A 17,828-nucleotide genomic window follows, 5' to 3' on the forward strand; every position below is an offset into this window, starting at 1 on the left:
CTTGGTCAGCGCCATGTCTTCTTGCGCTTCCAGCGTTTTTCACTGCGTTGGCCCGCCTCCTGATGGCCCAGATAGAAGGATTTGATATCCTCGCTCTCCATCAGCCGGTCGGCGCTGCCGTCCATGACAATGCGCCCGATTTCCATGACATAACCGACATGAGCCAGTTCAAGCGCGATACGCGCGTTCTGTTCCACCAACATCATGGTCACCCCCTCATCGCGGTTCAGCCGTTTGAGGATGCCAAAAATTTCCTGCACCAGTAGCGGCGACAACCCCAGGCTTGGCTCATCCAGAAGCATGATCCGCGGGCGCAGCATCAGGCCGCGACCAATCGCCAGCATCTGCTGCTGACCGCCGGACAACGTCCCGGCCTCCTGGTGGCGCCGTTCCGCCAGAATGGGAAAATAGTCAAACACCATCTGGCGATCACGCTCGATCTCCGCTTGATCCCGGCGGGTGTAGGCGCCCAGTGTCAGGTTTTCCTCAACAGTCAACAGGGGGAATACCTCCCGTCCCTCCGGCACATGCACGATGCCGCGCCGGACAATGCGGTGTGGCTCCTCGCCTTGGATCTCTTCACCATCAAAGCTGACACTGCCCTTTTCAGGATCCATGATCCCAGAAATTGTCTTTAGCAGCGTCGATTTCCCAGCCCCATTTGCTCCCAGAACAGTAACGATCTGACCAGCCTCCACCGACAGTGAGACACCACGAATGGCCATGATGGGGCCGTAGAAACTCTCCAGATTGCGGATGTCCAACAAGGCGGCGCCCATTACACCGCCCCCGCGCCCAGATAGGCCTCAATCACCGCAGGATTGGCCTGAACCTCAGCCGGGGTTCCTTCCGCCAATTTGGCGCCATCCGCCAGCGCCAGCACCCGGTCCGATACGCTGGAGACCAGCCCCATATCGTGCTCCACCATAAGCACGGTGATCCCCATCTGCTTGCGAATATCATCAATCCACCAGCGCATGTCCTGTGTCTCTTCAACCGACAGGCCGGAGGCGGGCTCATCCAAGAGCAAAAGCCGCGGGCCGGACGCCAGCGCGCGGCCCAGTTCAACCACCTTGCGCACCCCATAGGGCAACCCGGCGATCATCTTGTCGCGGTAGGCCTGCAGATCGAGGAAGTCGATCACCTCCTCCACCGCGGCCCGGTGGCGGCGCTCTTCACGCCGGACGCGCGGAGAAAAGAACAGCTCCTCCATCAGCGTGCTACGCCGGTGGCGATGCCGCCCGACCAGCAGGTTCTGCAACACGGTCGCATGGTCGAACAGCTCGATATTCTGGAACGTGCGCGCAATGCCCAAGTCGGCGACCGCATCGGCTTTGGACTGCAGCAGGTCCTGCCCGTCAAAACTCAGACGGCCCGAATGCGGTTGGTAGAACCGGGAAATCAGATTGAAAACCGTCGACTTACCCGCGCCATTGGGGCCGACGATGGCATAGACCTCCCCCTCCTCCACCGAGAAGCTGAGATCGTTCACCGCCACCACGCCGCCGAATTTCAGCGTCGCATGTTCAATCTCCAACAGGCTCATCTGAGGCGCTCCGTCTTGAGATAAGATTTCTGGCGGCGAAACATGTCCTTGCGAGCAAAGGGGAACAGCTCAAACCAGATACGGATCTTCAGCCAGCGCCCATAGAGGCCCATTGGTTCAAACAGGATGAATAGGATCAGGATCATCCCGAAGACGCCGGTTTCCAGCCCCGGAATGGCAACACCACTGCCCAGCACGCTGTCCTTCAGGATCGACAGCCCCTGCGGCAGGAACGCCACCACCACCGCGCCAAAGAACGCGCCATGGATGGATCCAAGCCCCCCGATGACGATCATCATCAACAAGGTGATGGAGATCACCAGGGAAAATGTCTCGTTGTTGAAAGCGCCCGCGTAATAGCCCATCAACGCCCCGGCCCAACCGGTGATCATGCAGCTCAGCCCGAAAGCGGTCGCCTTGGTGCGGGCGATATGAACCCCCATCGCGGTGGCGCTGACCTCACTGTCGCGCACTGCGGCAAAGGCCCGGCCAAGCGGTGAGCGCAGCAGGTTTCGATAAAACAACGTGCAGATTACCGTGACACCGAGCACAAGATAGTAGAACCGGACCGGCATCGTCCAACGCTCGATTTCAATACCGAACAGGCGGATCACATCAGGGAACTTGCCCGAGACACCACCGGTCCAGGGTTCCAGCAAAACGATGATATCATCGGCAAGGATAGACAGGGCAATCGTCGCGATAGCAAGGTAGATCCCGTGCAGGCGCAGCGCCGGAATGGCGATGATGCCCCCGACGATCCCGGTAATCACCCCAGCCAGCGGAAACGCCACAGCAAAAGGCAGCCCTTGTTCGATCAGGATGGTATTGGCATAGCAGCCAATTGCCAGAAACGCGGCGTGGCCAAGGCTGGCCTGACCGGTCTGACCGGTCAGCAACATCAGCCCCAGACCGGCAATTGCCCAGATCAGAACATTTGTGACTTCGCCAATGTAGAACTCATTGATCAGCAGCGGCAGCGCCAGTGCCAATGCGATCAATGCGCCATAAACGAGCAGGCTGTGACGGTCGGGAAACAGGCGGATATCGTGGTCGTAGCTGGTTTTGAACTGGATCCGCATGGCTTCAGACCTTCTTTGTGCGGACTTGGCTGAACAGGCCGTGTGGACGGAACACCAGCACGGCGAGCAACAGCACGTAGGGGGCAATCTGTGAATACCCAGCCGCGAGGTATCGCGCGGCAAAGGGTTCAATGACACCCACGATCAACCCGCCTGCCAAGGCACCGGGCAGCGAGCCGAAACCACCGATGACCGCTGCTGCAAAGGCCTTGATCCCAAGTAGCCCCGCATTCGGATCAATCGCCCCTTTGGAGGCAAAGAGAATGCCCGCAACCGCCGCAGTTGCCCCCGAGAGCCCCCAGATCAGCCCCTGTACCCGCTTGACAGGAATACCCATGAAATACGCCGCCATCTGGTTCTGACTGGCCGCCTGCATCGCCAGCCCCAGCTTGGTGCGCTGAAAGAACTGATAGAGCGACCAGGTCAGCAGCACGGTCACAATGATGATCGCCAGATCCGCCAAGCCCAGAACAACCCCTGCAAGTTGCACATCACCGAGGGCAAGCGGGCTCTCCAGCGTTTGCGGTTCATGCCCCCAGATGGCACCCGCGAAAAACCGGATGACAAAGCCGAGCGCGATGGTCAGGATGACCACCGCCGTCTGGTTCTGGCCGAAGAGATGGCGCAGGATCACCAGATCCAGCAGATACCCGAGCCCGGCCATGATCGCGATCGACAAGGGCGCGGCCAACCAGAACGGCAGATGCAGATATTCGGCGTTGGTCAGCCCCAGCGTGACAAAGGCGCCGAGCATCATGAAATCGCCCTGCGCGAAATTGACCGCTTCGGTCGCCTTGTAGATCAGCACAAAGCCAAGCGCGATCAGGCCGTAAACACAGCCATTCGCAAGCCCGCTGACCAGCAGCTGCACTCCGTCCAAAATGTCCTCCCCTGCCCGTTCAGGGCGGTTTTCGCGTATTTTTGCACGATGCAGGCCTCCTCAAGCCTGCTCGTTACCGCGATTAAACCCAGAGTAGAGAGATACATTTTCACCTGTCAATCCACGCGACCCTGCGTCAGGGCCAGAAAAACAGGCTATCAGATTCGCAGAAAGCACCTAATATTCGCGTCGGATCAACCGGCCACAGCATCACCAAAATAGGTCGTGTCGTCGCGGTCAGCTGCAGACGTTTTTCAGTGCAGCGCAGAATCTCGCGGCGGCTGGGGACAGGCGATGTTCACTGCGCAGGCACAGCCCCACTGGCCCACGGGTGCTGTCCGTATCCAAGGGCAGTGCCACCAGAACACCGCTGGCAAGATCGGACCTCACAACGCCGTGGCTGATCACCCAGATGGCCTGATGGGCCAACGCGAATTGGCGACCAAACGTCGACGACACTGTCTCGATGGGCGCATCGGGCATCGGGATGCCCTGCTCCAGGAACATCCGCTCAACTGAGGAACGTATGATCGACGCAGGCGGCGGCATCAGCACCGGGTATTTGCCGAACAGGGCATCCGGCAGATGTGCAGCATCCAACCTTGTCAGCGGGTGGTCCGGCGCCACAACCACCGTGACCCGCTCGCGAAACAGCGGATCGAAATCCAAGCCGACCATGTTTTCAGGCGCAGGCAAACGCCCCACCACGACGTCCAGCTCTCCGCGTCGCAACAGATCAAGGAGATATTGATTGTCACCTGACATCACCGAAAACCGGCTGCGCCCGCCTTGCTCCCAGATACTGGCCAGCGCGTCTGGCACCACGGTGGCCGATACCGTTGGCAAAGCCCCAATGGTAACTTTCGATCCTTCCGCCGCATCCAGCCCGCGCAGCAGATCAACACCATCACGCGTCAGTGCCAAGCTGCGTCCGGCATAGTCCCGAAACATTTCACCATAGGCAGACAGACGAATACCGCGTCCATGCTTCTCCACCAGCGGCTTCTCACAGACCGCTTCCAGCTCACGCAGGGCGCGCGTCACCGCCGGTTGGGTCATACCCAACCGCTCCGCCGCCTGGGTGACGCTCATCTTTCGCGCAACCTCGACAAAGACCTCCAGATGGCGGAGTTTCAACTGAGACGAAAGACGCATATCATTTTCGACATAAAAATATCCATATTGCAGGATTATACAGACCAATTACGATATGAGATAACACATAGCGAATGGAGAAGCAGATGCGCAAGCCACAGTATGACGCAGGTCAGAACATTCGCCGAGAGGTCTTGGGAGCCGCCCATGTCACCAACGCAGATGCGACCACAACCCCGTTGGACGCGCCGTTTCAGCAGCTGATTACCGAAGCCGCCTGGGGCACGGTCTGGGCTTCAGATCAGATCAGCCGCCGCGAGCGGTCTATGCTGACGCTGGCGCTCTTGGCAGCGCTCGGCAATTTTGACGAGATCCCGATGCACATACGCGCAACCGCAAACACAGGGGCAACGCCCGAGGATATTGCAGAAGTTTTTCAGCATGTCGCCATTTATGCCGGGGTGCCACGCGCCAACCATGCGTTGAAGCTCGCCAAGACAACCTATGCCGAGATGGCCGCCGAAAAAGAGGCCACAGACAACCATGCAGGAGACAGCCATGACGCCCCCTGATTACTTCTCCCGCGACCGACGCTGGCACCCGCCCGCTTTTACACCGGACTACAAAACATCGGTTAGCCGGTCACCGCGATTGCCCCTGCTCAGTCTGGAGAACACGGCGAGCGAAATCACCGGCCCGACCTTTGCGCCAACTGACATCGCAGAAGGCGACAACGATCTTCTGACCAATTTCGCGCGTGATGGCGGCAGTCCGATCGGAGAGCGGATCCTGCTGCATGGCCGGGTCTTGGACGAAAACGCACGACCTGTCCCCAACACGTTGGTAGAAATCTGGCAGGCCAATGCCTCTGGCCGGTACCGGCACAAGAAAGACGGCTATTTGGGCGCGTTAGACCCGAATTTCGGCGGCTGCGGTCGGGTGCTGACAGATGACAATGGCGCCTATGCCTTTCGCACGGTGAAACCGGGAGCCTATCCCTGGCGCAACGGTATCAACGACTGGCGTCCGGCGCATATCCACGTTTCGGTCTTCGGCAGCGCCTTTGCCCAGCGCCTGATCACTCAGCTTTACTTCGAAGGCGACCCGCTGATTGCCCGCTGCCCCATTGTCAGCACCATCCCGGATCCAGTCGCCGTACAGCAGTTGATCGCGCGGCTCGATATGAATGAAACCCGCCCACTGGATATGATCGCTTATCGGTTCGACATCGTTCTGCGCGGACGTCGGTCGACGATGTTCGAAAACCGAATGGAGGGGAACTGATGACGTCGCTGAAGGAAACACCCTCACAAACTGCAGGGCCTTATGTCCATATCGGTCTGGCTCCCGGCGCTGCCGGGTTTGACATCTACGAGACCGAGCTGGGGCAGGATATCGCGGGGCCAGAGGCCAAGGGCCAGCGTATTCGCATCGAAGGTCGGGTTCTGGATGGCACTGGCGCCCCGCTGAAGGATGTGTTGATCGAGGTCTGGCAGGCCAACGCCAAGGGGATATATGCGCACCGGGAGACGCCCCAACCGGAAGGGAAGCAGCAACAGGTCGAGGCCGGGTTCCAGGGTTGGGGGCGCGTGATTTCAGATTTTGATACCGGCGACTGGCAGTTTGAAACCGTGAAACCCGGTCCGGTTCGCGGCCGCGACGGCCAAATGATGGCGCCCCATATCAACCTCTGGATTGTGGCGCGTGGCATCAACGTTGGCCTGAATACCCGGCTCTACTTTGAGGAAGAGCAGGAGGCAAACCGTAACGACCCTGTGCTGAAGCTGATCGAGCAGACCGCTCGACGCAGCACTCTTCTTGCTCGGAGGAAGGGGCAGGCAGACACGGGCACCGCTGCAACACCTTTGGTCTATCGCTTCGACATTCATCTACAGGGACCGGATGAAACCGTGTTTTTTGATATCTGAGGAGGCTGATCATGAACAATCCTTGCATCATCTGCGTCGCCATTACCGGCTCCGTTCCGCGCAAAGCTCATAATCCGGCCGTACCAATCAGCATTGAAGAGCAGATCGAAAGCACCCACGAGGCCTACGAATCCGGTGCCAGCATCGCGCATTGCCATGTCCGGCTTGAGGATGAGACGCCGACCTCGGATCCCGACCGCTTCGCCCGGCTCATGGGCGGGATCCGTCATCACTGCCCTGATATGATCATCCAGCTGTCGACTGGCGGGCGGTCAGGGGCCGGGCGCGAACGCGGCGGCATGTTGTCGCTGCGACCGGACATGGCCTCGCTCTCTGTCGGCTCCAACAACTTCCCGACCCGCGTCTATGAGAACCCACCGGATCTGGTGGACTGGCTGGCGGCACAGATGCTGGCGTATGACGTCAAACCGGAGATTGAGGCCTTTGACCTCTCGCACATTCACCAGGCAGTGGCGATGTCACGGGACGGTCGACTGAAGGCCCCGCTCTATGTGCAGTTTGTACTCGGTGTCAAAAACGCGATGCCAGTGGATCGCGATGTCTTCGATTATTACGTGAAGACCATGCAGCGGCTTGCTCCGGACGCGCAGTGGTGCGCCGCTGGGATTGGTGCCGGTCAGCTGGACGTCAACGAATGGGCCATCGCAGCGGGTGGTCACACACGCACCGGGCTGGAGGACAATCTGCGGCTGGACCGCCATACGCTTGCGCCCTCCAACGCCGCATTGGTGCGCCGCGCCGCAGATCTATGTGATCGCTACAACCGCCCTGTGGCAACATGCGCCGAAGCCCGTTCCATTTTAGGTCTGCGCGCTGCCAACTGCTGAGACCCTTCGCGCACAACCTCTTGGCCCTAGGTTGTCGCGAGCCCTCCGCTCCCCTCTTTCGGCTGTTTTATGCTGAGAATTACGGACGCCGCGTCAGGCGGCTCTCGCCTCTTGTTTGCGCGGATAGCGCACCTTATCTCGGTGATGCGCGCGACGCATTCGCAGCAAGAGCCGCTCCTCCCTCGGCTGCTGTTGCCCCACTGCCTGACCCTCCCGAGTTGCATAGGGCCTCGAATGCGCCGCGCGTCACCTTACATCACAAACATCGGCTGATCTGATTGACCCGCCCGATTACTCACCCGTTTCAGGTGGCTGCGACAGATCACGCAGAATGGGGCAGTCAGGCCGACTGTCGCCTGCGCAACAGGTCACCAGCTCCGACAGGGTATCCCGCATCGCTTCAAGATCGGCGATCTTGATATTGATCTTATCGAGATGCTCCTGAGCCAATTGTTTCACGTCGGCACTGGCCCGACTCTCATCCTCATAAAGCGCAAGCAGCGTCCGGCAATCTTCGATGGTAAAGCCAAGCGCGCGGGCGCGACCCAGAAACGCCAGCTTGTGCAGGTCGGTCTCCGCAAAACAACGATAGCCATTCTCACTGCGCCGCGGTTTGATCAGACCAATGTCTTCATAGTAGCGAATGGTCTTGGCTAAGCAGGCCAGAACGGCTGGCCACATCACCAATGTTCATGGTCGCACCTCATTCATCTGCTGCGCAGGTGTTGGATCCGCCTGTGTCTCTGACTGATCTATGTCCGACCGCAGCCCACGCAAGCGCAGCGCATTGCTGAGCACAAACACGCTGGACAGCGCCATCGCACCGGCTGCCAGCCCTGGCGACAAAAGCGGCCCGCCAAAGGGTACAAGCACGCCCGCAGCCACAGGCACCAGCAGAATATTATAGCCAAAGGCCCACCCCAAATTCTGCCGGATATTGCGCAACGTCGCCCGGCTGATCTTAATGGCGTTGACCGCCCCGCGCAGGTCACCAGAGACCAGGACGATGTCAGCTGTCTCAATTGCCACATCGGTACCGGTGCCGATTGCAATCCCGACGTCTGCCGCCGCGAGGGCCGGGGCATCATTGATCCCGTCACCAACGAAGGCAAGGGCCCCGTGTTGCTTTTGCAGCGCCTCCAATGCGCTCACCTTATCACCGGGCAGACAGTTCGCTTCAACGATCTCAATCCCCAGATCATCAGCGATAGACTGCGCCGTGGCCGCCCCATCGCCGGTCAGCATCGCAACCTTCAGCCCCTGCGCGGCCATGGCTTTCACAGCGGCACGGCTGCCCTCTTTGACGGGATCGGTTACGGCCACCAACCCGGCCAAGCGCCCATCAACTGCCGCATATAGCGTGGTTGCACCGCGCGCGGCGAGACTCTCAGCCTCCACCTCAAATGGCGCACAGGAAATCCCCTCACGCGTCATCAGTCGTGCAGCCCCGATAAGAACCAGCTGACCCGCTACAGTTGCACGCAAACCATATCCTGGGATGGCCTCGACCTCTGTCGCCTGCGGGATATCCGCCCCCGCTGCCGCTGTTATGGCCCGTGCGATCGGATGTTCCGACTGGGCCTCCGCCGCCCCCAGCAGCGGCAGCAGCCCGGCCCTGTCAAACCCGTCGGCACAGCGCAGCATGGTCAGGGTCGGGCGGCCTTCCGTCAGGGTGCCCGTCTTATCCAAGGCAACCACGCGCGTATCCTGCAACCATTGCAGAGCGTCTCCCTTGCGAAACAGCACGCCCATCTGCGCCGCACGTCCAATCCCAACCATGATTGACGTTGGCGTCGCCAGCCCCATTGCACAGGGGCAGGCGATGATCAGCACAGACACCCCCGCAACCAGCGCCAAGGGCAGGGCCGGGTCCGGGCCAAACAGCAGCCAGACAGCGACCGTCAGCGCCGCAATCATGATCACCGCCGGGACAAACCACAGTGTCACACGATCCACCAGCGCCTGCACCGGCAGTTTGGCGCCCTGCGCCTGCTCGACCATGCGCACGATCTGCGCCAGCAGCGTATCGGCGCCGACATGGGTGGCGCGATAGTCCAAAACCGCAGCCCCATTGATGGTGCCCGCCGTCAGCGCATCGCCACCCGCTTTCTCCAAGGGAAGCGGTTCTCCGGTGATCATGCTCTCGTCAACAAAGGAGCGTCCGGTCAAAACCGTGCCATCCACGGCAATCCGCTCACCCGGTCGCGCCCGCAGATGATCGCCAACGCGCAGCTCCGAGACCGGACGCTCCTCCGCCTTGGTGCCCGTAACAAGCAACGCGACCTTGGGCTGCAGCCCGACCAGAGCACGGATCGCAGCGCCGGTGCGCCCCTTGGCGCGGGCCTCCAGCCAGCGTCCCAGCAGGATCAGGGTGACGATCACCGCTGCCGCCTCGTAGTAGACATTGGCGGTTCCCGCAGGCAACAGGTCCGGGGCAAAGGTTGCCACCACCGAATACCCGTAGGCCGCCGCGGTCCCGATCGCCACCAGCGCATTCATATCCGGCGCAGCGCGCAGCAGCGCAGGCACCCCCTGGCGGTAGAACCGCAGACCAGGACCAAACAACACCAGTGTTGTCAGCAGAAATTGCAGAATATGGCTGTTTCCGGTGCCGATGGTGCGCGCAACCCAATGATGCAGCGCCGGGATCATATGGCCCCCCATCTCAATCACGAAGACCGGTAGCGTCAGGGCCGCGGCGATAAGGAATTCCCAGCCAAGACGCTGAATTTCAGCTTCCTTTTCGACCTTCAGGCTATCGGCGTCGCTTTGCGTGTTCCCGATAGGGGTCGCGGGATAGCCTGCGTGCTTGCTGGCCTTCAGCAGATCCTCCGCAGTCAGCACCCCGGCCAGATAGGTCACACGGGCCTGCTCCTGTGCAAGGTTCACGTCTGCCGAAACCACCCCGTCGACCTGTTGCAGAGCGCGTTCGACGCGACCAACGCAGCTTGCGCAGGTGAGACCGCTGATCTGCAACTCTATCGTCGCTTCTGCCGCCGGGTATCCGGCCGTTTTCAAGGCTCCGCGCAGACCCTCCGCCGATACCTCGGACGAACCAACAACGCGCGCCTTGCTGGTTGCCAGGTTGACGGACGCCTCCTTCACCCCTGGCACCGCAGCCAACGCCCGCTCTGCCCGGCCCACACAGCCCGCACAGCTCAGGCCGGTCACCTCAATAGTCCGCTCCCTGACATGTGATTCTTCCATGGCTGACACCTTCCAGACATTGTCATTAAGATCATATCTTTGCTGATATGGGGCTTCCAGTCACAGGAAGGTCAAGAGCCTATCCGTGTGAAATTTAAACCTTCGACATCGAAGCCCCCCTGCGCGCCAACTGGCTTAGGGATGACGGGAACGGATGTCCCGCTGTCGTATTTTTTCAGGGCGCAGTCGATCAGCATCGCTAGACTGGCGACAGCAAGAAATGCACATCCCGCGACGGCGGGTGGTTTACGCCCCCCCAACGGGTCTGCCAATATGCGGCTCAGCGCAATTGGCGCCTGCCGTCACAGACAGAACAAAGGAATTTCACCATGATACGCACTCGCGCCGCTGTGGCCGTTGCCCCGGGCAAACCGCTGGAGATTATGGAGGTGAACCTCGAAGGCCCGAAAAAGGGCGAGGTGCTGGTCGAAATCAAGGCAACTGGTCTTTGCCACACGGATGAGTTCACCCGCTCTGGTGATGATCCCGAGGGGATCTTTCCGGCAATTCTGGGCCATGAGGGTGCAGGCGTCGTAGTCGAAGTTGGCGAAGGCGTGACCAGCCTGGAAGTGGGCGACCATGTGATCCCGCTTTACACGCCGGAATGCCGCGAATGCGAATATTGCCTCAACCCCAAGACCAACCTGTGTCAGGCGATCCGCTCAACGCAAGGGCAAGGCCTGCTGCCCGACGGCTCCACACGGTTCTCAATGTTGGATGGCACACCGATCTACCACTACATGGGGTGCTCCACCTTCGCCAACCACACGGTGGTGCCCGAAATCGCCTTGGCCAAAATCCGCAAAGACGCCCCTTTCGACAAGGTCTGCTACATCGGTTGCGGTGTCACTACGGGTATCGGCGCGGTGATCAACACCGCCAAGGTAGAGATCGGCTCGCGCGCGATTGTCTTTGGTCTTGGCGGCATCGGCCTCAACGTGATTCAGGGCCTGCGCCTGGCCGGTGCGGATCAGATCGTCGGTGTGGACCTCAACCCCGGCAAGGTCGAGATGGCCACGCAGTTTGGCATGACCGATTTTGTGAACCCGGCTGAGGTTGACGGCGATCTGGTCGCTCATCTCGTGGAGTTGACCAAAGGTGGCGCAGATTACACCTTTGATGCCACAGGCAATGTACAGGTGATGCGGACCGCGCTTGAGGCCGCGCATAAAGGCTGGGGTGAGAGCATCATTATCGGCGTTGCACCGGCAGGTGCCGAAATCTCCACCCGTCCGTTCCAGCTGGTCACAGGCCGCAGCTGGCGCGGCACCGCCTTCGGCGGCGCGGCCGGGCGGACGGATGTGCCCAAGATTGTAGACTGGTATATGGACGGCAAGATCGAAATCGATCCGATGATTACCCACAAGCTGTCTCTTGATGAAATCAACCACGGGTTCGACCTGATGCATGAAGGCAAATCGATCCGCGCCGTCGTCGAATTCTGATCCTGCATCGCAAATAAGACACTACAGGCAAAACCATGACGCAGGCCACCCGGCCTGCGTTTTCATTTGGGCTGCGCATCCGTCAGAATCCGGATTCAGACACGCCCACAGGGCTGGCGGCAAGGCTCAACCACAGGCATAATCAACCTCACATGCTCCGCTTTGGCCGAGGAACCGGATTGAAACTGCACGCTATCGATATCTCCAAGAGTGAGTCTGCGGCGACGATCATTTTTCGTGCGCTGCAGAAGGCAATCATCACCGGCGACCTCTCTGACGGCACCCCCCTGCGACAGGATGAAATCGCCAAGGCCTTTCGCACCTCGCGCTTTCCCGTACGCGAGGCCATCGCCCGTTTGGAACAACAGGGGTTGGTCACCTCACAGCGCTACAAAGGAGCGGTGGTCGCGACCCTGTCGATGCAGGATGCCTCCGAGATTTTTGAACTGCGCGCAAAACTTGAGGCCGATATTATCCGCGCCGCGGTTGCCAACATGACGCAAGAGATCACAGATCAGGCCCATGCGCATCTGGATGCCTTTGCGGCCTGCAATGATCCGATGCAATGGGGACCGCTGAACCGGCAATTCCACGGCACGCTCTATGGCGTCAGCGGCCTGCCCTACCATGTCGAAGTCGTCGAGGGCGCGATGGATCGTATCGACCGCTATCTGCGGGCGCAGTTGATCATGAGTGACGGCATGGCCCGCAGCGACCAGGAACATCGCGCTATTCTCCGCGCCTGCGAAGCGCGCGATGCTGAACAGGCCGCCCGGCTCACGGCAGACCATATACTGGCGGCCAAAACCTCACTTGAGGAGCAATTGCGGGCTCAGATCCCCTGATCCAGCCTCATTCCCCTGCATCGACTGCCGCAAGACTGACATCGTATCCCCATAGCCTGCGCAGGTGCTTCAGCACCTCGTCGCGGTCCTCCTCCGACAGGTGGATTCCGTCCCGCACGGTATGGGTCAGCTTCAGCTCGCGGTCCCCCTTCAGATCGGCGTCTGTGACCTGAATATCAGGCTCTAAATAGGCCAGATCGTAGGAATGCGCGAGATCCCGGCGCACGGAGCGATAGCCGGTTCGGTTGTGAATCTGGCTCACCACCAGATGTGATTGATCCGCATCATCCGCGAGGGTGAACAGCTTGAACTTGCGAATGAGATGCGGCGACAGGAACTGCTGGATGAAGCTTTCATCCCGGTAGTTGGCCCAGGCGTCCCGCATCACCCGCCGCCAATCCGGATCACCTGCAAAATCAGGGAACCACTCCCGGTCCTCGTCGGTCGGCGCCTCGCAGATTCGCCGGATATCCTGCATCATCGCAAAGCCGAGCGCGTAGGGATTGATGCCCGAGTAACGCGGGTCGTCATACTCCGGCTGAAGCACCACATTGGTGTGGCTGTGCATCATTTCCATATAGGAGCCTTCGGTCAGGCGCCCCTGCTCAAACAGCTTATTGATGATGTAATAATGCACAAAGGTCGCGCAGCCCTCGTTCATGACCTTGGTCTGCTTCTGCGGATAAAGATACTGTGCCAGCATCCGCACAATGCGCAGGATCTCGCATTGCCAAGGCTCCAGCACCGGACTGTGCTTTTCCAGAAAATACAGCAGGTTCTCCTGCGGCAGATTCATCAGCTTGCGGCGGGCACTGTAGGGTTCATCCTTGATCTGTTCCAGCTTGTCCCGGCCCAGCGTCGCATCGGTCCAGATATCCAATACGCTCTGCGCGCTCTCATGGCCCTCCCGCACCTTCTGCATCGCGGCCAATTCTTCGGTGGTTGGTTTGGGCGGGCGCCCGTAGCGAAACACCCCCTGCGACTGCAATGCATGGGCCGCATCCAGAATTTCCTCAACCGCGCTGAGGCCATAGCGTTCCTCGCAGGCCGAGATGTAATTCTTGGCGAAGGCCAGGTAATCATGGATACCGGCCGCGTCGGTCCATTGCTGGAACAGATAGTTGTTCTTGAAGAAATGATTGTGCCCAAAGGCGGCATGCGCCATGACCAGCGTCTGCATGGCCATGGTGTTCTCTTCCATATTGTAGCTGATACAGGGGTTTGAGTTGATGACAATCTCGTAGGCCAGCCCCTGCCGCCCGGTCCGGTAAAGCGCCTCATCACGGGCAAAATGCTTCCCAAATGACCAGTGCTGATACATCAGGGGCAGGCCGACGCAGGAATAGGCATCCAGCATCTGTTCGGCCGAGATGATCTCGATCTGGTTTGGATAGACGTCCAGCCCCAGATCATTGAGCGCGATTTCCTCAATCGCATCGCGCGCGACTTCCAACAACTCAAAGGTCCATTCCGGCCCCGTGAACATCGGTTTCGCGACAGTGTCACCCGCCTGCATTCTGCGCCCCTTTTGCCTTGGGAAGGAAAAACTCCCGGAAAATCGGATAGATATGCGATGGCTGCGACACGCGCTGCATCTCAAAATGCGGAGCCTGTGCCTTCACCTGCCGGTAGTTCTGCCACAAATCCTCGCCCGCCTCGGGGTTGTTCAACAGCATCTCGGCGTTTTCATCGACGATTTCGACGTACGCGTAGTACTGGCAAACCGGCAGCAGATCCTCCAGCAGCAGCGCCTTGCAGCGCGCCGAGTCATTGCCGAAATTTTCCCCGTCAGACGCCTGCGCACCATAGATGTTCCATTCATCCGGCGGATACCGTTCAGCGACGATCTCCTTCATTTTTTCCAGCGCGGTCGAGACAATGGTGCCACCGGTCTCGCGCGCATAGAAAAACGTCTCCTCATCAACCTCCTGCGCGTGATGGGTATGGCGCACGAACACCAGTTCGGTGTGTTCATAGCTGCGCGTCAGAAACAGATGCAGCAGCAGGAAGAAGCGTTTTGCCAGATCCTTCTCCCGCTCCTGCATGGAACCCGACACATCCATAAGGCAGAAGACGACCGCGCGCGAATTGCGGATTTTCTCTGGCACATGCGTATCATACCGCAGATCCAGCGGGTCAATGTAGCCCACCACCCGACGTTTGCGCTCCAACACCTCCAGCCGATGGCGCAAATCCTCGAGATGGATCTGCTGTTTTTCGCTACGCTCCGGCAGCGACTCCAGCTCTTCGATCTCGGCCTGTAGCTCGGCAATGGATCTGGCGGAGGGCCGCTGCAACGCGATCCGGCGCCCCAAGGAATTGCGCATGGTCCGCACAAGGTTGAGGTTATTCGGCGTGCCCGCAGTGGTCAGCCCGGCGCGGCGTGTTCCGATGGTTTCGGTCTCTACAGTGGCCTTTTCGACCAGATCCGGCAGCTCCAGCCCATCGAACAGAATTTCAAGATATTCGTCCCGCGTCAGGGTAAAGGAAAATTCATCCGCGCCATCACCATCCTCGGAGGCCTGTTTGCCGCCCTCACCCGCGCCACCCTGGGGTCGTTTCAGCGTATCGCCAACCACGAATTCCTTGTTGCCCGGCAGCACATGGCGCCGTCGCCCCCCTTTGGAGGAATGGTGAAACCGGGGCTCCTTCAGCCCGCGGGACGGGATGGTGACCTTCTCGCCTTCGGCCGGGATGCCACCACCATCCTTGATCGACTTATCTCGGACCGATCTGTCGACACGTTCCTTGATACTTTCGCGGGCACGTTCAAGGAACCGTTGCCGGTTCCCCAAACTCTTGCCCTTGGGATTGGCGCGCCTGTCGATAAAATGATGCATCTGGCACCCACCCTTTTTCTGTTAGCCCGCCTTGTTCACGCGCATGTACCACTCCACCAATCTGCGGACCTGCCGGTCGGTGTAGCCGTGGCTGCGCATCCGTTCGACGAACTCCTGATGTTTGCCTTCGGTTTTGCTGTCCTTCTTGGAGCCAAAGGAAATCACTGGGAGCAGCTCCTCGACCTGGCTAAACATGTGTTTTTCGATCACATCGCGCAGCTTCTCATAGGAATTCCACGCCGGGTTTGAGCCGGTATTGGCGCGGTGGCGCAGGGCGAATTTCACAACCTCATTGCGGAAATCCTTGGGGTTGGCGATACCGACGGGTTTCTCGATCTTGCTGAGCTCCGCATCCAGAACCTCGCGATCATAGAGCTGGCCAGTATCGGGGTCCCTTGTAGTCCTGCTCCTCAATCCAGGCGTCAGCGTAGGAGATATACCGGTCGAACACGTTCTGCCCGTATTCGGTATAGCTCTCCAGATAGGCCTTCTGGATTTCGTTGCCGATGAACTCCTCATAGCGCGGCGCCAGTTCTGTCTTGATGAAGGCAAGATATTTTGCCTCCGTCTCCGTCGGGAACTGCTCGCGCTTGATCATCTGTTCCAGCACATACATCAGATGGACCGGATCTGCCGCGACCTCATCGGTGTCGAAGTTGAACGTGGTCGACAGCACCTTGAAGGCAAAGCGCGTGGAGATCCCGTTCATGCCCTCATCAACACCGGCGCGATCCTGATATTCCTGCACGGTTTTCGCCTTCGGGTCGGTGTCCTTCAGGCTCTCGCCATCATAGACGCGCAATTTGGAATAGAGGTTAGAATTCTCATGCGGCTTCAGCCGGGTGAGAACCGAGAACCGGCTGAGGATTTTCAACGTCTCAGGGGCACAGGGCGCCGCTGCAAGCTCGCTGTGCTCAATCAGCTTGTCGTAGATCTTCGCCTCTTCAGTGACGCGCAGGCAGTACGGCACCTTCACAATCGATACCCGGTCGATGAAGGCTTCATTGTTCTTGTTGTTCTTGAACTGCTGCCATTCAGATTCATTGGAATGAGCAAGGATCAGGCCGGTAAAGGGGATCGCGCCGAAGCTTTCGGTCCCCATGTAGTTGCCTTCTTGCGTCGCTGTCAGCAGCGGGTGCAGCATCTTGATCGGAGCCTTGAACATCTCAACAAACTCAAGAATGCCCTGTGTTGCGCGGTTCAGACCGCCTGAGAAGCTATAGGCATCCGGGTTGTCCTGGCTGAAATGCTCCAGCTGGCGAATGTCGACTTTGCCCACCAGGGTAGAAATGTCCTGATTGTTCTCATCCCCCGGCTCAACCTTGGCCACGCAGATCCGGCGCAGCCGAGACGGATACAGTCGCACCACCGAAAATTTATTGATATCGCCGCCGAATTCATCAAGCCGCTGCACCGCCCAGGGTGACATCAGCCCGGGCAGGCGGTGCTGCGCGATCCCGTATTCATCGTTCAGCAGTTTGCCCATCCGCACCGGATCGAAGAGGCCAAGCGGGCTCTCGAAAATGGGGGACAGCTGGTCCCCTGCCTTCAGAACGTAGATCGGCTGATCCTCGACCAGACGCTTCAGCCGTTCCGCGAGAGAGGATTTGCCGCCGCCAACGGGGCCCAGCAGGTAGAGGATCTGCTTGCGCTCTTCCAACCCCTGCGCGGCGTGGCGGAAGTAGCCCACGATCCGCTCAATTGTGTCCTCCATGCCGTAGAAGTCTTTGAAGGCAGAATATCGTTTGATGGTGCGGTTCTGAAAGATCGGCCCCAGTCGCGCATCTTTTGATGTATCGACCAGTTCTTCTTCGCCAATCGCCTTGAGCATACGCTCTGCGACATTGGCGTACATGCTGGGATCATCGCGGCAGGCATTCAGATAGTCCTGCAGCGACATCTCCTGCTCGCGCGTTTCGCCATATTGTTCGGCAAAGATTTCGGCAATGTCTTTCATCTGGCTCTAGCCTCCTAGTTACTGCGCGCCGGTCCTCCTGGGGTCCAAAATCGCACACGGACAGAGGGCGCCCAGCGCGAGGGCCAAGGAATGTCCGCGTGAAAATATTCGTCTGAATTCTGCTCGGCGCCGGATCCGGCGATACAAGACCAGCG

Annotated in this window: 14 protein-coding genes and 2 pseudogenes; 6 read left to right on the forward strand and 10 right to left on the reverse strand. The window is 59.4% G+C overall.

Features of this window, described 5'->3' with window-relative positions; translation table 11 throughout:
* Window positions 1–5: 5 nt before the first annotated feature.
* The 5 genes from L0Z65_RS12270 to pcaQ form a co-directional block, all read right to left on the reverse strand.
* On the reverse strand, window positions 6–779 hold the full coding sequence (locus L0Z65_RS12270) for an ABC transporter ATP-binding protein (RefSeq protein WP_040171429.1): 774 nt from the start codon (window positions 777–779) through the stop codon (window positions 6–8).
* Window positions 779–1,546 carry an ABC transporter ATP-binding protein gene (locus tag L0Z65_RS12275; protein WP_040171430.1) on the reverse strand — a complete coding sequence of 256 codons (768 nt, stop codon included), beginning with the start codon at window positions 1,544–1,546 and terminating at the stop codon, window positions 779–781. The genes L0Z65_RS12270 and L0Z65_RS12275 overlap by 1 nt, the downstream gene beginning before the upstream one ends.
* Window positions 1,543–2,628: a branched-chain amino acid ABC transporter permease gene (locus L0Z65_RS12280; protein ID WP_405107963.1), complete on the reverse strand. Its 1,086-nt coding sequence runs from the start codon at window positions 2,626–2,628 to the stop codon at window positions 1,543–1,545. The genes L0Z65_RS12275 and L0Z65_RS12280 overlap by 4 nt, the downstream gene beginning before the upstream one ends.
* Window positions 2,629–2,632: 4 nt before the next feature.
* On the reverse strand, window positions 2,633–3,508 hold the full coding sequence (locus tag L0Z65_RS12285; protein ID WP_014878973.1) for a branched-chain amino acid ABC transporter permease: 876 nt from the start codon (window positions 3,506–3,508) through the stop codon (window positions 2,633–2,635).
* Between the two features lie 237 nt (window positions 3,509–3,745).
* Window positions 3,746–4,663, reverse strand: coding sequence for a pca operon transcription factor PcaQ (gene pcaQ / locus L0Z65_RS12290; protein WP_405107967.1), 918 nt, complete (start codon window positions 4,661–4,663; stop codon window positions 3,746–3,748).
* Between the two features lie 86 nt (window positions 4,664–4,749).
* Between pcaQ and pcaC the strand changes: the two genes are divergently transcribed.
* From pcaC to L0Z65_RS12310, 4 genes are read left to right on the forward strand one after another with little or no spacing between them, the layout of a single operon-like run.
* Window positions 4,750–5,175 (forward strand): 4-carboxymuconolactone decarboxylase, encoded by a 426-nt coding sequence (pcaC, locus tag L0Z65_RS12295; RefSeq protein WP_405107970.1) that lies wholly within the window; start codon window positions 4,750–4,752, stop codon window positions 5,173–5,175.
* On the forward strand, window positions 5,162–5,887 hold the full coding sequence (gene pcaH / locus L0Z65_RS12300; protein WP_040171437.1) for a protocatechuate 3,4-dioxygenase subunit beta: 726 nt from the start codon (window positions 5,162–5,164) through the stop codon (window positions 5,885–5,887). The genes pcaC and pcaH overlap by 14 nt, the downstream gene beginning before the upstream one ends.
* Window positions 5,887–6,531, forward strand: coding sequence for a protocatechuate 3,4-dioxygenase subunit alpha (gene pcaG / locus L0Z65_RS12305; RefSeq protein WP_096870428.1), 645 nt, complete (start codon window positions 5,887–5,889; stop codon window positions 6,529–6,531). Before pcaH ends, pcaG begins: the two co-directional genes overlap by 1 nt.
* Window positions 6,532–6,542: 11 nt before the next feature.
* Window positions 6,543–7,379: a 3-keto-5-aminohexanoate cleavage protein gene (locus L0Z65_RS12310; protein WP_096870427.1), complete on the forward strand. Its 837-nt coding sequence runs from the start codon at window positions 6,543–6,545 to the stop codon at window positions 7,377–7,379.
* 291 nt (window positions 7,380–7,670) lie between these two features.
* Here L0Z65_RS12310 and cueR read toward each other — a convergent pair.
* Together cueR and L0Z65_RS12320 are read right to left on the reverse strand one after the other, a co-directional pair.
* A pseudogene (gene cueR / locus L0Z65_RS12315) lies at window positions 7,671–8,073 on the reverse strand (Cu(I)-responsive transcriptional regulator).
* Complete coding sequence (locus L0Z65_RS12320; protein WP_405107975.1) at window positions 8,070–10,586, reverse strand: heavy metal translocating P-type ATPase; 2,517 nt, start codon at window positions 10,584–10,586, stop codon at window positions 8,070–8,072. The pseudogene cueR and the gene L0Z65_RS12320 overlap by 4 nt, the downstream one beginning before the upstream one ends.
* 329 nt (window positions 10,587–10,915) lie before the next feature.
* Between L0Z65_RS12320 and L0Z65_RS12325 the strand changes: the two genes are divergently transcribed.
* Window positions 10,916–12,031: an S-(hydroxymethyl)glutathione dehydrogenase/class III alcohol dehydrogenase gene (locus L0Z65_RS12325; protein ID WP_040171450.1), complete on the forward strand. Its 1,116-nt coding sequence runs from the start codon at window positions 10,916–10,918 to the stop codon at window positions 12,029–12,031.
* 179 nt (window positions 12,032–12,210) lie between these two features.
* A complete protein-coding gene (locus L0Z65_RS12330; RefSeq protein WP_405107979.1) occupies window positions 12,211–12,876 on the forward strand; it encodes a GntR family transcriptional regulator in 666 nt (221 codons plus the stop codon).
* A 7-nt stretch (window positions 12,877–12,883) separates the two neighbouring features.
* On the opposite strand, the gene L0Z65_RS12335 is transcribed toward L0Z65_RS12330, so the two are convergent.
* From L0Z65_RS12335 to L0Z65_RS12345, 3 genes and pseudogenes are all read right to left on the reverse strand, one after another.
* Entirely contained in the window at window positions 12,884–14,392 is a 1,509-nt protein-coding gene (locus tag L0Z65_RS12335; protein ID WP_040171456.1) for a SpoVR family protein, read from the reverse strand.
* Window positions 14,379–15,716, reverse strand: a complete 1,338-nt coding sequence (locus L0Z65_RS12340) for a YeaH/YhbH family protein (RefSeq protein ID WP_096870423.1) — start codon at window positions 15,714–15,716, stop codon at window positions 14,379–14,381. Before L0Z65_RS12340 ends, L0Z65_RS12335 begins: the two co-directional genes overlap by 14 nt.
* Before the next feature lie 21 nt (window positions 15,717–15,737).
* Window positions 15,738–17,673: pseudogene (locus L0Z65_RS12345) on the reverse strand (PrkA family serine protein kinase).
* Window positions 17,674–17,828 lie beyond the last annotated feature (155 nt).

The organism is Phaeobacter sp. BS52 (assembly GCF_045040595.1).
Lineage (GTDB): Bacteria > Pseudomonadota > Alphaproteobacteria > Rhodobacterales > Rhodobacteraceae > Phaeobacter > Phaeobacter piscinae.